Annotated in this window: 13 protein-coding genes and 1 tRNA gene; 9 read left to right on the forward strand and 5 right to left on the reverse strand. The window is 67.4% G+C overall.

The window, feature by feature from the left end; translation table 11 throughout:
* Positions 1-220: 220 nt before the first annotated feature.
* The 5 genes from FOA17_RS03305 (at position 221) to iolG (ending at position 4,926) form a co-directional block, all read left to right on the forward strand.
* A complete protein-coding gene (locus FOA17_RS03305) occupies positions 221-1,159 on the forward strand; it encodes a sugar ABC transporter substrate-binding protein (protein WP_149140064.1) in 939 nt (312 codons plus the stop codon).
* Positions 1,160-1,270: 111 nt separating this feature from the next.
* On the forward strand, positions 1,271-2,344 hold the full coding sequence (locus FOA17_RS03310; protein WP_149140065.1) for an ABC transporter permease: 1,074 nt from the start codon (positions 1,271-1,273) through the stop codon (positions 2,342-2,344).
* A gap of 2 nt (positions 2,345-2,346) precedes the next feature.
* Entirely contained in the window at positions 2,347-3,111 is a 765-nt protein-coding gene (locus tag FOA17_RS03315; RefSeq protein ID WP_149140066.1) for an ATP-binding cassette domain-containing protein, read from the forward strand.
* Positions 3,104-3,886, forward strand: coding sequence for an SDR family oxidoreductase (locus tag FOA17_RS03320; protein WP_149140067.1), 783 nt, complete (start codon positions 3,104-3,106; stop codon positions 3,884-3,886). The genes FOA17_RS03315 and FOA17_RS03320 overlap by 8 nt, the downstream gene beginning before the upstream one ends.
* 38 nt (positions 3,887-3,924) lie before the next feature.
* The gene (gene iolG / locus FOA17_RS03325) at positions 3,925-4,926 is read left to right on the forward strand and encodes an inositol 2-dehydrogenase (protein WP_149140068.1); all 1,002 of its coding nucleotides are present in this window, start codon (positions 3,925-3,927) and stop codon (positions 4,924-4,926) included.
* 57 nt (positions 4,927-4,983) lie between these two features.
* Here iolG and FOA17_RS03330 read toward each other — a convergent pair whose 3' ends face one another.
* Positions 4,984-5,598 carry a hypothetical protein gene (locus tag FOA17_RS03330; RefSeq protein ID WP_149140069.1) on the reverse strand — a complete coding sequence of 205 codons (615 nt, stop codon included), beginning with the start codon at positions 5,596-5,598 and terminating at the stop codon, positions 4,984-4,986.
* A gap of 149 nt (positions 5,599-5,747) precedes the next feature.
* On the opposite strand from FOA17_RS03330, the gene argE reads away from it, so the two are divergent.
* The 4 genes from argE (at position 5,748) to FOA17_RS03350 (ending at position 9,685) form a co-directional block, all read left to right on the forward strand.
* On the forward strand, positions 5,748-6,896 hold the full coding sequence (gene argE / locus FOA17_RS03335) for an acetylornithine deacetylase (RefSeq protein WP_149140070.1): 1,149 nt from the start codon (positions 5,748-5,750) through the stop codon (positions 6,894-6,896).
* A 99-nt stretch (positions 6,897-6,995) separates the two neighbouring features.
* Entirely contained in the window at positions 6,996-9,008 is a 2,013-nt protein-coding gene (locus FOA17_RS03340; RefSeq protein ID WP_149140071.1) for a hydantoinase/oxoprolinase family protein, read from the forward strand.
* Positions 9,009-9,076: 68 nt separating this feature from the next.
* A tRNA-Met gene (locus FOA17_RS03345) sits at positions 9,077-9,153 on the forward strand.
* Positions 9,154-9,298: 145 nt separating this feature from the next.
* On the forward strand, positions 9,299-9,685 hold the full coding sequence (locus FOA17_RS03350) for an ankyrin repeat domain-containing protein (RefSeq protein WP_149140072.1): 387 nt from the start codon (positions 9,299-9,301) through the stop codon (positions 9,683-9,685).
* 8 nt (positions 9,686-9,693) lie between these two features.
* On the opposite strand, the gene FOA17_RS03355 is transcribed toward FOA17_RS03350, so the two are convergent.
* Genes FOA17_RS03355 through FOA17_RS03370 form a run of 4 tightly spaced genes read right to left on the reverse strand, consistent with a single transcriptional unit; the run spans position 9,694 to position 14,050 of the window.
* Positions 9,694-11,628 carry a 3-hydroxyacyl-CoA dehydrogenase NAD-binding domain-containing protein gene (locus FOA17_RS03355; protein WP_149140073.1) on the reverse strand — a complete coding sequence of 645 codons (1,935 nt, stop codon included), beginning with the start codon at positions 11,626-11,628 and terminating at the stop codon, positions 9,694-9,696.
* Between the two features lies 1 nt (position 11,629).
* The gene (locus FOA17_RS03360) at positions 11,630-12,331 is read right to left on the reverse strand and encodes an ABC transporter ATP-binding protein (protein WP_149140074.1); all 702 of its coding nucleotides are present in this window, start codon (positions 12,329-12,331) and stop codon (positions 11,630-11,632) included.
* The gene (locus FOA17_RS03365; protein ID WP_149140075.1) at positions 12,318-13,097 is read right to left on the reverse strand and encodes an ABC transporter ATP-binding protein; all 780 of its coding nucleotides are present in this window, start codon (positions 13,095-13,097) and stop codon (positions 12,318-12,320) included. Before FOA17_RS03365 ends, FOA17_RS03360 begins: the two co-directional genes overlap by 14 nt.
* The gene (locus FOA17_RS03370; protein WP_149140076.1) at positions 13,094-14,050 is read right to left on the reverse strand and encodes a branched-chain amino acid ABC transporter permease; all 957 of its coding nucleotides are present in this window, start codon (positions 14,048-14,050) and stop codon (positions 13,094-13,096) included. The genes FOA17_RS03365 and FOA17_RS03370 overlap by 4 nt, the downstream gene beginning before the upstream one ends.

A 14,050-nucleotide genomic window follows, 5' to 3' on the forward strand; every position in this document is an offset into this window, starting at 1 on the left:
TCTGGAACTTTTCAGTTGAATGAATCTGAAAATGGAATATCAATTCCATTACTCAGGTGGGGTCGAGATCGGAGAATCGTTGCGGCACAGGGAAGCGGAAACTGGCAATGCCAGCCGCGCTGCGCCGATCCGGGCCCCGCCACGATGCGCATTCCGCCCTTGGGAGGGGCGGTCCGGCAGGGAAACGGGTGCGCCGGACACCCGTAGTGGAGGAAAGACAATGAAAAAGATCGTTCTCGCAGGCGTGGTCTCGCTGCTGGGCACCACCGCGATGGCAGAGAATATCGGCGTGTCGATGGCGCTGTTCGATGACAACTTTCTGACCGTTCTGCGCAATGGCATGATCGAACAGGGCAAGACGCTGGGGGTCGAACTTCAGGTCGAGGACGCACAGAACGACGTGGCCAAGCAGCTGGACCAGATCAACAATTTCATCGCTTCGGGCGTTTCGGCGATCATCGTGAACCCGGTCGATACCTCGGCCACCCAGGCGATGAGCGACGCGGCCGCCGCGGCGGGCGTGCCGCTGGTCTATGTCAACCGCGAGCCGGTGAACGTGGACACGCTGCCCGACAACCAGGCCTTCGTCGCCTCGAACGAGATGGATTCTGGCACGCTGCAAACCAAGGAAGTCTGCCGGCTATTCAAGGAAGCGGGCAAGGCCGAAGCCAATATCTATGTCATCATGGGCGAGCTTTCGAACCAGGCCGCCGTCATGCGCACCAAGGATATCCATGACGTGATCGGCGGCGCCGATTGCGGCGTGAAGGTCAATATCATTGATGAGCAGACCTCCAACTGGGCGCGCGACCAGGCGCAGAACCTGATGACCAACTGGCTGTCCACCGGCGCGGCCTTTGACGGCGTGATCGCCAACAATGACGAAAGCGCCATCGGCGCGATCCAGGCGATGAAAGCCTCGGGCACCGACATGGCCTCGGTCGTGGTGGCCGGTATCGACGCGACGCAGGACGCGCTGGCCTCGATGCAGGCGGGCGATCTGGACGTGACGGTGTTCCAGGATGCCGCCGGCCAGGGCGCGGGCGCGCTGGATGCCGCTATCAAGCTGGCCAAGGGCGAGGCGGTGGACCAGAAGGTCTATATCCCGTTCCAGCTGGTGACCCCGGCCAATATCGGCGATTTCCTGAAGAAGAACTGATCGGCCGCCAGGCGATCCGGGGCGGCGCCAGGCCGCCGCCCCATCACTCTTGCGCGGCGCGGGGCGCGGGCGCAGTATTTTTCGCATGACATATCGCGGGAGGGGTTCGGCATGGCCACCACGACGCATGGCCTGGGCGGGCTGAAATACGACCCGAGCAGACGGGCGCGCGCGCCGGAATGGAACGTCTTTTTTGCCCTGGTCGGCATCATCCTGATCTTTGAACTGGTCGGCCGGGTGTTCATGGGCGACAGCTTCCTGTTCAACACGCGGGCCAATGTGGACACGCTGTTCAACGAGCAGCGGCTTCAGATCATCATCCTTCAGGTCTCCATCACCGGGATCATCGCACTGGGCGTGACGCAGGTCATCATCTCGGGCGGGATCGACCTTTCCTCGGGCTCCATCGTCGGGGCGACGGCGATGGTCGCCATGAGCTTTGCGCAGGTCGCGATGGTGAACGGCAACCCCAACCCCAAGGCGATCTTTGCCGCGCAGGGCTGGATGGATCTGCCGGTGATCGTGCCGGTGCTGGTGGGCCTGGCCTGCGGCGCGGCGGCGGGGATGATCAATGGCGCGCTGGTCGCCTATACCCGCATCCCGCCCTTTATCGCGACGCTGGGCATGATGGTCACCGCGCGCGGCATCGCGAAATGGTGGTCGAAGGGCAACCCGATTTCCTTCCCGACCGACGCCTATGCCGCCATCGGCAAGGGCATGATGCCGGTCATCATCTTTGTCAGCCTTGCGGTGCTGTTCCACCTGATCCTGACCTATACGCGCTATGGCAAGCATTGCTACGGCATCGGGTCGAACGAACAGGCCATGCGCATGTCGGGGATCAATGTCGAAAAGATGAAGGTGCTGATCTATGTCATCGCGGGGCTTCTGTCGGCGCTGGCGGCCATCGTGCTGTCGTCCAAGAACCTGACCGCGCAGGCCGGCATGGGGGTGATGTATGAACTCGACGCCATCGCCATGGCGGTGATCGGCGGGGTGTCGCTGCAAGGCGGGCGCGGCTCGATCATCGGCACGGTGCTGGGCGCGCTGATCTTTGGCGTCATCATCTCGGGTTTCACCTTCCTCAAGCTGGATGCCTATTATCAGGAGATGGTGAAGGGCGTGATCATCGTCGCGGCCGTGGTGCTGGATCAATGGCGGCAAAAAGGCCGGGCGCGGGGGTAATCATGAGCGATATCATTCTGGAAACGCGCGGGCTGAGCAAACGCTATGGCGGGGTGCATGCGCTGGAGGATGCCAATTTCACCCTGCGCGCGGGCGAACATGTGGCGGTGGTGGGCGATAACGGCGCCGGCAAATCGACCTTCGTGCGGCAGGTGACGGCGGTCGAACAGCGCAGCGCCGGGCAGGTGTTCTTTGACGGCAAGGAAGTGAACTTCACCGGCCCGCTGGAGGCGCGCGAGGCCGGGATCGAGACGGTGTTCCAGACGCTTGCGCTGGCGGACGATCTCGATGTGCCGTCGAACCTGTTTCTGGGGCGCGAGCTCTACAAGTTCCGCATGGGGCCGTTCTCGATCCTGGACCGCAAGGCGATGCGTGATCGCACGCTGGAGGCGCTCAAGACCACGGCGGTCAAGATCCCCAATGTTGACAATCCGATCCGCAACATGTCGGGCGGGCAGCGGCAATGCGTCTCCATCGCGCGGACGGCGGCCTTTGCGTCAAAGCTGGTGATCATGGATGAACCGACCGCGGCGCTTGGCGTGCAGGAAACCGCGCAGGTCGAAAACATCATCCGCGGGCTCAAGGAACGCGGTATCCCGATGATCCTGATCTCGCACAATCTGCGGCAGGTCTTCGATCTGGTGGACCGTATCGTGGTGTTCCGGCGCGGCCGCATCGTTGCCAGCCTGAACAAGCACGAAACCGACGGCAACGATATCGTCAGCTATATCACCGGCGTCAAAGGAGCGGAAACGGCCGATGCGTGATCATTCCCGGACCACCGCGCTGATCATCGGCGGAACGCAGGGCCTGGGCCTTGCCATCGCCGAACGGCTTTTGGCCGACGGATGTCGGCGGATCGTCGTCTCGGGCCGGGATGTGGCCCGGGGCGAGGCCGCTGCGACGGCGCTGCGGGCCAGCGGTGCCGACGTGGCCTTTATCGCGGCCGACATGGCCTCGGTGCCTGATGTGACGGGGCTGGTCGATCAGGCCGCCGCCCGCTTTGGCCGCCTGACGGCGCTGGTCAATTCGGCGGCGGCCACGGATCGCGGCTCGATCCTCGATACCACGCCGGAGCGGTTCGACCATATCTTTGCGGTGAACACGCGCGGGGCCTTCTTTGCCTTGCAGCGCTTTGCGCAACTGGCGATCCAGAACGGCCATCCGGCGCAGGCAGTGAACATCCTGTCGATGGTGATCCATTGCGGACAGACCTTTCTGGCGCCCTATTCGGCGTCCAAGGCGGCGCTGGCCAATATCACCAAGAATGCGGCGCTGACGCTGCGCCATGACCGCATCCGGGTGAACGGCATCAATTGCGGCTGGATGGATACGCCGGGCGAAGACATGATCCAGCGCAAGTATCACGGCGGCGGCGACGACTGGCTGGCGCGGGCCGAGGCGAAACAGCCGATGGGCATGCTGCTCAAGCCGCCGCATGTGGCAGAGCTTGCCAGCTTCATGCTGTCGGAGGCGTCGGGGGTGATGACTGGCGCTTTGGTGGATTTCGATCAGCAGATCGCCGGGGCCTACCCGGAGTGACAACCAAACGGGGATGAAATGCCCCATATGAGGACGACATGACTGTGAATTTCGGGCTTCTGGGCGCGGGACGCATCGGCAAGGTGCATGCCAAGGCCGTGACGGGCGACGCGCAGGCGCGGCTGGTCGCGGTGGCAGATGCCTTTCCGGCGGCCGCGCAGGCGATTGCCGATCAATATGGCTGCGAGGTGCGTTCGATCGAGGCGATCGAGGCCGCCAAGGATATCGACGCGGTGGTGATCTGCACCCCCACCGACACCCATGCCGACCTGATCGAGCGTTTCGTGAAGGCCGGCAAGGCGGTGTTCTGCGAAAAGCCCATCGACCTGTCGCTGGCGCGGGTGAAGCAATGCCTGGAGGTCGTGCGCGCCGAGAAAGGCACGCTGATGGTGGGCTTCAACCGCCGCTTCGACCCGCATTTCCGCGCGGTGCGCGACCAGATCGACGCCGGCGCCATCGGTGCGGTGGAAATGGTGGTGATCACCAGCCGCGACCCCGGCGCCCCGCCGGTGGACTATATCAAACGCTCGGGCGGCATCTTCCGCGACATGACGATCCATGATTTCGACATGGCCCGTTTCCTGCTGGGCGAAGAGGTGACCGAGGTCGCCGCCACCGCCGCCGTGCTGGTCGATCCGGCCATCGGTGCGGCGGGCGATTTCGACAGCGTGCAGGTCATGCTGAAAACCGCCAGCGGCAAGCAGGCGATGATCTCCAACTCGCGCCGCGCGACTTATGGCTACGATCAACGCATCGAGGTGCATGGGTCGGAGGGGCTGGTTTTCGCCGAAAACCAGCGCCCGGTGTCGATTGGGGTCGCCAATGGCAAGGGCTATACCCGCCCGCCGCTGCATGATTTCTTCATGACCCGCTATACCGAGGCCTATGCGGCTGAAATCGCCAGCTTCATCGCAGCGCTTGCCGGTAAGGGCAGCGCGTCGCCGTCGGGCGAGGACGGGCTGATCGCGCTGGCGCTGGCCGATGCGGCGGTCAAGGCGGTGGCGGAAAAGCGCACCGTTCTGGTGAGCGAGGTTCTCTGACCTCTCCCTTCCCTCCTCCGGGGCAGGGCGACCGCGCGGGGTTCCTCGCGCGGTCTTTCAGTTGGTCAGCAGGTGATAGGGTGCGGCGCTGTCGCCGCCATTCTGCACCGTGACCGCCAGAAAGCCACTTTCGGGCAGGGTCACGCGGCACAGCGCCTGACCCTTGCAGAGCAGCCCGCTCTCGGTGGCGATTTCCAGCAGCAGCGCGGGGCTGTCGGCCAGAAGGCCGATCTCGGTCGCGGCGCCGCCATCGACGGGCAGGCGGTAACGGTGGCTTTGCCCCGGGGCCAACGCGCCGGCCACGCTGCGCAGCGTGGCCTTGGGCAGCAGATCGGCGGTCATCGTGGCGCTGCCCAGAAGGATGGACAGCGTCTCGTCCGTTTCGACCGCCTGAGCGGCGGCGGCCAGCATCTGCGCCGCATCGGGCAGGGGGGCGGCAGCGCCGGCCTTGCCCTTGCCCGCCACCTCGGGGGCAAGGTCGAGCGGCCGCAGCGTCAGGGCGGCGGCCATGCGGGCGCCGGCGATCTGGTCCAGCCCGTCACGCGCGGACTGGCCGGCGGCGAACAGGCGGTGCGCCAGCAGATACTGTTCCACCGCGCCGGGGGCGGGGGCCTCTGCCCGGGCGGCGGGGGCGCAAAGCAGGGCGGCAAGGATCAGGGGCAAGGGGCGCATGGCAGTGTCCGGTCGGTTGCGGCGGCCAGAGTGGCAGGCGCGGCGGGGAAAGGAAAGCCCGAAGCCCGGCTTCGCCGAAGGGGGCTTTCGGGCGCGGGGGGGGGCGCGTATATGTGCAGACAAATCCCCGGCAAGACAGGAGCCGCCCGATGCGCGAGATCTTCGACCGGCTGATGCAGTTCGATACGGTCAGCGCAAAGCCCAACATGGACCTCATGCTCTGGGTCAAGGCGCGGCTCGAGGCGGCGGGCATCGCGGTGACATTGATCCCCGATGCCACCGGGCAAAAGGCCAACCTCTTTGCCACGACCGGCCCCGAGGGTGTGGGCGGGGTCATGCTGTCGGGCCATACCGATGTCGTGCCGGTCGAGGGGCAGGCCTGGACGAAGCCGCCGTTTGCGCTGACCGAGGCGGAGGGCCGGCTTTACGGGCGCGGCGCGGCCGACATGAAGGGCTTTTGCGCGCTGGCCATCGACGCCATGCTGAAGGCCGCCACGCGTCCGCTGAAGGTGCCGCTGCATCTGGCGCTGTCCTATGACGAGGAGATCGGCTGCATGGGCGTGCGCAGTCTGGTGGCGGCGCTGGCGCAGGCGCCGGTCAGGCCGCGCTTTTGCATCGTGGGTGAGCCGACCGGCATGCAGGTGGCCACGGGGCACAAGGGCAAGGTGGCGCTGCGGGCAACCTGTATCGGCCGCGAGGGGCATTCGGCGCTGGCGCCGCTCGCGCTCAATGCCCTGCATCTGGCGGCGGATTTCATGGGCGCCTTGCGCGCCATGCAGGCCGAGATCGCCGCCACCGGCGCGCGGGACGGCGATTATGACGTGCCCTATACCACGATCCATGTCGGCAAGATGCAGGGCGGGGTGCAGGTCAATATCGTGCCCAACCAGGCCACGCTGGATTTCGAGATCCGCAGCCTGGCCGAGGATGACCCCGCCGCGCTGATCGACGAGATGCGCGCCCGGGCCGAGGCGATCGTGGCCCCCCTGCGCGCCGAATTTCCCGAGGCCGCGATCCGCGTGGAACGGCTGTGGGATTACCCCGGGCTTGGCACGCCGTCCGAGGCGGCGGTGGTGAATTTCGTCAAGGGGCTGACCGGTGCGAATGGCACGATCAAGGTGGCCTTCGGCACCGAAGGCGGGCTGTTCTCGCGCGATGTCGGCGTGCCGACGGTAATCTGTGGCCCAGGTTCCATGGCGCAGGGGCACAAGCCGGACGAATTTGTGACGCTGGAACAGATGGCCCGGGGCGAGGCCATGCTGGCCGCGCTGCTCGACCGGCTGGAGGCCGGGTTCTGACGCGCTGATTTTGCCGCCTTTTCCCGTTTCCGTGTCGCGGGCGGGGGTGACGCCGCGCCGCGCCGCGCCTATTCAGGGGGCGCGCGAACGGAGGCAGGCATGGCATATTTTCTGGGCGTCGATACCGGCGGCACCTATACCGATGCGGTGATCCTGGATGAGGGCGCCAATCAGGTGATCGGCAGCGCCAAGTCGCTGACCACGCGGGGCGACCTGTCTCTGGGCATCGGGCGCGCGGTGGATGCCGCGCTGGCGCAATCGGGCCTGGGCGCGGGCGATATCGCCATGGTGTCGCTTTCGACCACGCTGGCCACCAATGCGCTGGTCGAGGGGCAGGGCGGGCGTGTCGCGCTGGTCTTCATCGGCTTCGATGCCGCCGATCTGGAGCGCGGCGGGCTGACCGAGGCCCTGGGTGGCGATCCGGTGATCCGGCTGGCGGGCGGGCACGAACATTCCGGCGCCGAGACCGCGCCGCTCGATCTGGCCGCGCTGGAGGCCGAGGTGCGCCGTCTGGCGCCCGATGTCATGGGATTTGCCGTCGCCGCGCGCTTTGCCACCCGCAACGCGGCGCATGAGGTGGCTGCGCGGGCCGCGATCCGGGCCGCGACGGGCCGGCCTGTCACCTGCTCGCACGAGCTGTCGGCCGGGTTGAACGGGCCGAAACGGGCGCTGACGGCGGTGCTGAATGCGCGGCTGATCGGCATGATCGACCGGCTGGTGACGGCCTGCGAGGTGCATCTGACCCGGCTGGGGATCGCCGCTCCCCTGATGGTGGTGCGGGGCGACGGGGCGCTGATTTCGGCGGCCATGGTGCGCGAACGCCCGATCGAGACCATCCTTTCCGGCCCCGCCGCCAGCATCGTCGGCGCGCGGTGGCTGACGGGCGAGGCCGATGCGCTGGTGTCGGATATCGGCGGCACCACCACCGATGTCGCATTGCTGCGCGATGGCCTGCCCGAGATCGACCCCGAAGGCGCGCGCGTCGGCGGCTTCCGCACCATGGTCGAGGCGGTGGCGATGCGCACCACCGGCCTGGGCGGCGACAGCGAGGCGCATCTGATCCAGTCGGGGCTGGAGGGCGGGTTGCGGCTTGGCCCGCGCCGGCTGGTGCCGGTTTCGCTTCTGGCGGTCGATCATGGCGCCATGGTGCATGAGGCGCTGGACCGCGCGCTGTCGGCGACGGTCGCGGGCGAATTCGACGGGCGCTTCGTCATTCCGATGGGCGGCAATGCGGGCGGCCTGAATGCGCGCGAGGCGGCGCTGCTGGCGCGGATCGACGCGCCGATGCCGCTGGCGCGGCCCATCACCTCGCGGCTGGAGGTGGCGGCGATGGACCGGCTGGTGGCGCGCGGGCTAGTGATGATCGCGGGCGTCACGCCTTCGGATGCCAGTCACGTTCTGGGCCGGCTGAACAGCTGGGATGCCGGGGCGGCGCGCAAGGCGCTGACCCTGATGGGCCGCCGCCGCACCGGCCGGGGCGAGCGTTTCGCGACCGACCCCGCCGATCTGGCGCAGCGCATCATCGACCAGTTGACCGCGCAGACGGTGGATTGCCTGCTGGAGGCCGCCTTTGCCGAAGACGGTGCCTTTGGCGACGAGGCGCCCGAGGGGCTGGCGCGGCATCTGCTGGCGCGGCGCGGCCTGACCAGGCATCGCGGCGTGGTGCAGATCGACCTGGCGCTGGGGGTGCCGGTGATCGGGCTGGGCGCCTCGGCGCCGTCCTATTACGGGGCGGTCGGCGAAAGGCTGGGCGCGCGCATGGTGCTGCCGGCCCATGCCGGTGTCGCCAATGCCATCGGCGCGGTGGTGGGGCAGGTGCGTCAGCGCGTCTCGGGTCTGGTCAGCAGCCCCGGCGAGGGCCGCTTCGTCGCGCATCTGCCCGAGGGCAACCGGCTGTTTTCCGACGCGGAAACCGCGCTGGCCGCGCTGGAAACCGCGCTGGCCGCCGCCGCGCGGGCACGGGCGGAACAGGCCGGCGCCGCCGATATGGGCGTGACGCTGACGCGCGAGATCCGCGAGGCCGAGGTCGAGGGCCAGCGCATGTTCATCGAGGCCATGGTGACCGCCACCGCCGCCGGCCGCCCCCGCGTGGCCCATGCTGCGGCGATCTGAAAGAGGTGCGAATTAGGTGCGATTCGCGCTTGACCTCCTCCGCGCGGTCCCCTAGTTACCGCGCCAGTGGCTAGGTAGCTCAGTTGGTTAGAGCACACGACTCATAATCGTGGGGTCGGGGGTTCAAATCCCCCCCTCGCCACCACTCATAACCTTCAAGTGACGCAGTGGTTCGGCCGGCAATGGTCGGGCGCGGTCGCGCCTTGACGCTGCCGTTGCCCCGATCGGCTGGACCCTGCTCCCCGCGCGCGTTAGCCTTGGCGCATCCTGGCTGCGCGGAGTCTGATCCGATGTCCCGAAAGCCCAAGACCCGTCTTTCGCTGCAAGACATATTGGCCTCTTGCTCTGACACTTTATTCCCGGCGGAATGCGGCAAGGCGCCGGTCACGCCCCAGAGCCGCGGCGCCGATGGCGATACGCCGCTTCATGTGATGGTGTGGCGCGGAAATACATATGCAGTTCAATGCCTTGTTGAGGCCGGCGCCGATGTCAACGCCGTGGGCGACATGTCGGAGACGCCGCTGCATGTCGCCTTGCGGCGCAAAGATCTGGCCGCCGCAGAGTTGTTGCTGCGGGCGGGGGCCGAGACGGACCGCGTTTCGGAATTCGGGCAATCGCCGAGGGATCTGGCGCTGGTCCTCGGCGGTGCGTTTCGCAGGTTGCTGACGGCACGCTGAGCCGGCGCTCAGCGCGGTGTGGTGGCGAAGATCGGGCCGCCGCGCCAGCGCGGAAAGCCGTAGCCGTGGATTTCGACCAGGTCGATATCGGCGGCGTTCAGCGCGATGCCCTCGGCCAGGATCGCCGCGCCCTCAGCGGCCATTTCGCCCACCAGATGCGCGGCGATATCGGCCGGCGGCGCCTTGGGTGTGATCTGCCCGGCCAGCAGGGCCGCCACCGTGTCCGAGGGCTGCGGCTGGCGTTGGCCGGGGGCGTAATCATACCAGCCGCCGCCGGTCTTCTGGCCCTTGCGACCGGCGCGGACGAGAATGTCGCCCAGCGTTTCCGGCACGTTCTGCCCGGCGGCGCGGGCGCCTTCGCGTTGCAGAAAGGCGATGTCCAGCCCGCCCAGATCCTGCGCCTCGAACGGGCCCATGGCAAAGCCATAGCCGCGCATCGCGGCGTCGATCTCGGCAATCGCCACGCCCTGACGCAGCAGCGCCTCGGCGGCGGCGCGATAGCGTTTGAGGATGCGGTTGCCGATGAATCCTTCGCAGATGCCGGCCTGCACGGGAATTTTTCCAAGCGCCCGGGCGAGCGCAAATCCGGTGGCCAGCGTGGCGGGCGCGGTGTCGGGCGTCGGCACGATTTCCAGCAATTTCATCACATTGGCGGGGCTGAAGAAATGCAGCCCGATGAAGCGTCCGGGATCGGGCAATCCTTCGGCAATCGCGCGCGGGTCGAGGTAGGAGGTATTGGTGGCCAGCACCGCATCGGCCCGGCAATGGCGGGCGAGTTCGGCAAAGACCGCGCGTTTCACGCCGATTTCCTCGAACACCGCCTCGATCACCAGATCGCTGTCGGCCAGGGCCGCGTAATCGGTGGCGCCGGTGATGCCGGCCATGCGTGCCGCCGCCTGGTCGGGGGTCAGCTTGCCGCGCTTTACCCCGCCGTCAAAGATGGCTTGCAGATTGGCGATCCCGCGGGCAAGCGCCTCGGCGTCGCGTTCGATCAGCACCACGGGCAGGCCCGCGTCGCGCAGGGCGGCGGCGATGCCTGCCCCCATGGTGCCGCCGCCGATGACGCCGGCGCGGCGCAGCGGCAGGGGCTGGGTCTCGCCCAGATGCGGCGGGCGCGGCGCGGCGCGTTCGGCAAAGAACACATGGCGCAGCGCGGCGGCCTGATCCGAGGCGCGGAGTTCTAGGAATGTCGCGCGTTCAAAGGCCAGGGCCGCGTCAAAGGGCGCCTGTGCGGCCTTTTGCACGCAGGCCAGCGCGCGCAGCGGCGCGACCTCGCCCCGGGCGCGTTTCGACACGGCGGCCTGCTGTTCGGCCCAGAAATCCGGCCCCGGATCGGTGACGGGGCGTTGTGACGCCGGCAGGGGCAGGGGGGCGGTCAGCGCGGCGCGGGCAAAGGCGATGGCGCCCGCGCGCAGATCGCCGGTCAGCACGGCATCGACCAGCCCGATGGCCTGCGCCTTGGCGGCGCGGGCGGGCTTGCCCGTCGTCACCAGATCGACCGCCGCCGCCACGCCCGCGACACGCGGGGTGCGCACGGTGCCCGAGGCACCGGGCACGATGCCAAGGGTTACCTCTGGCAAGCCGACCGAGGCGGTATCGAGCGCCACGCGGAACCGGCAGCCAAGCGCCACCTCGAACCCGCCGCCAAGCGCCGCGCCGTGGATCGCCGCGATCCAGGGTTTCGTCGCAGCCTCGATCCGGTTCACCAGATCGGGCAGGTGCGGTTCGCTGGGTGGCAGGCCGAATTCGCGCACATCGGCGCCGGCGATGAAGGTGCGCCCGGCGCAGATCAACACCACCGCCCGCACCGCGGGGTCGGCGTCCAGCGTGGCGACCGCATCCCACAGCCCCTGCCGCAGCGCCTGGCCAAGCGCATTGACCGGCGGGTTGTTCACGGTGACGACGGCAATCTCGCCGTCGCGGTCGATGGAAACCATGGTCATGTCAAATCCCCAGATAGGCTTCGCGGATGCGCGGATCGGCGATCAGTTCGGCGGCGGGCCCGCTCATGGTGATGTGGCCCGTTTCCATGACATAGCCGCGATCGGCGATCTTGAGCGCGCCAAAGGCGTTCTGTTCGACCAGAAGCACGGTCACATTCAGCGCCTTCAACCCCTTCACCACGTCAAAGATCTGCTGCACCACGATGGGGGCCAGACCCATCGACGGCTCGTCCAGCAGCAGGCAGGACGGCCGCCCCATCAGCGCCCGCGCCATGGCAAGCATCTGCTGTTGCCCGCCTGACAGGCCCCCCGCCGCCAGATTGCGCTTTTCGCGCAGGATCGGGAACATCTGGAAGGCGTCTTCCATGTCCTTTTCCACCCGGTCATCCGAGAACAGGAACGCGCCAAGCCGCAGGTTTTCCTCGACCGTCAGATTGGTGAAGATCTGCCGCCCCTCGGGCGATTGGGCAAGGCCGCGTTTCAGCCGTTTATAGGCCGGCACCGGGGTCAGCACCTCGCCGCGAAAGGTGATGGCGCCCCCCGTCACCGGCTGCACGCCCGACAGGCAGCGCAAAAGCGTGGTCTTGCCCGCGCCATTGGCGCCGACCACGGTCACGATCTCGCCGCTGTCCACATGCAGGTCAATGCCATGCAGCACCTCGATGCGCCCATAGCGCGAGCGCAGCCCCTCAACCGTCAGCATGGTCCGCCTCCGTTCCCAGATAGGCCGCGATCACCGCCGGATCGCGGCTGACCGTCGCCGGGTCGCCCTCGGCGATCTTTTCGCCGTGATCCAGCACGACGATATGATTGGAAATCCGCATGACCATCTTCATGTCATGTTCCACCAGCAGGATCGCCACGCCCGAGGCCGCGACCTCGGCGATCAGGTGGTCGATTTCCTCGGTTTCCACCGCGTTGCAGCCGGCGGCGGGTTCATCCAGCAACAGAACCTTGGGGTTCAGCGCCAGCGCGCGGGCAATCTCCAGCCGTTTCAGCGCCCCATAGCAGAGGTTGCCCGCCTCGCGTTCGGCGGCGCGGTCAAGGCCCACCCGCGCCAGCAGGGCGCGGGCGCCCTCGCGCGCGGTCAGCGCCCGACGGCGCGAGGCCGGCAGGCCCAGCAGATCGGCGAGCACCGACCCGCTTTCCCGCAGGTGATAGCCGGCAATCGCGTTTTCCAGCACCGTCATGCTTTGAAAGATTTGCAGGTTCTGGAAGGTGCGCGACAGGCCGCGCCGGGCCAGCAGATCGGGGCGCATGCCCGTCACATCCTCGCCCGACAGGCTCACGCGGCCCGCGCCGGGCTGATAGACGCCCGAGATCATGTTGAACAGCGTGGTCTTGCCCGCGCCATTCGGCCCGATGACCGAGACAATCTCGCCCTCGCGGACGCTGAAGCCCACATCATGCACGGCCTTCAACCCGCCAAAGGTGATGCCCAGCCCTTCGATCGACAGCAAAGCGCTCATTCGCCCGTCCCCCGGATCTTGCGCAGGATCGAGGGCAGCAGCCCTTCGCGCAGGAAGATCATCACCAGCATCATCACCAGCCCCAGCAAGAGCTGCTCATATTCCGCAAAGACGGTCAGCGCCTGCGGCAGCAGCGTCAGGATGCCGGCACCAAAGATCGCCCCCAGCACCGAACCGACGCCGCCCAGCACGGCCATGGTCACCATCTCGATCGAATGCATGAAGCCCGCAACATCGGGGGTGACGAACTTGTTTTGCAGCGCCAGCAATGAGCCGGAGAACGAGGCATAGACCGCCGAGATGACAAAGGCCTGCAACTTGGCCCGCGCCACATCGACGCCCACCACGCGCGCCGCGATTTCCGACCCGTGCAGGGCGCGCAGGGCGCGGCCGGTCGGGCTGTCATAAAGGTTGAGCGCCAGCCAGGCGCCGACCAGCAGGCAGAGGCCGCTGAAGAAATACCAGAACTCGCCATTCGACAGATCGAGGCCCCAGCCCTTGAGCAGCCCGCGCAGGCCCAGATCGGGCACGTCGATGCCGTCGGGGCCCCGGGTCAGCCAGCGTTCGTTGTTCAGCACCATCGACACCAGAATGCCGAAGCCCAGTGTGGCCACGGCCAGGTAATAGCCCTTGAGCCGCAGGATCGGCCGGCCCACCAGCCAGGCCATGCAGCCCGACAGGATGGCGCCCAGCACGGCGGCCAGCGCCGGATGCAGGCCCAGATGCACCGGGGCCAGCGCACAGGCATAGGCGCCGATCCCGGCAAAACCCGCATGGCCCAGGCTGACCTGTCCGGCATAGCCGGTCAGGATCACGATGCCCGTGACCGCCAGCCCGTTGACAAAGATCAGCGCGCCCACGCGGTAGTAATAGCCCGAGGGGAAAAAGAACGGGGTCAGCGCGATCAGCGCCGCCAGAACCAGAAGGGTGGCTTGTTTCGGGGTCAGTTTCAT

This window comes from Gemmobacter caeruleus, from assembly GCF_008271655.1.
In the GTDB taxonomy this organism is placed as follows: Bacteria; Pseudomonadota; Alphaproteobacteria; order Rhodobacterales; family Rhodobacteraceae; genus Gemmobacter; species Gemmobacter caeruleus.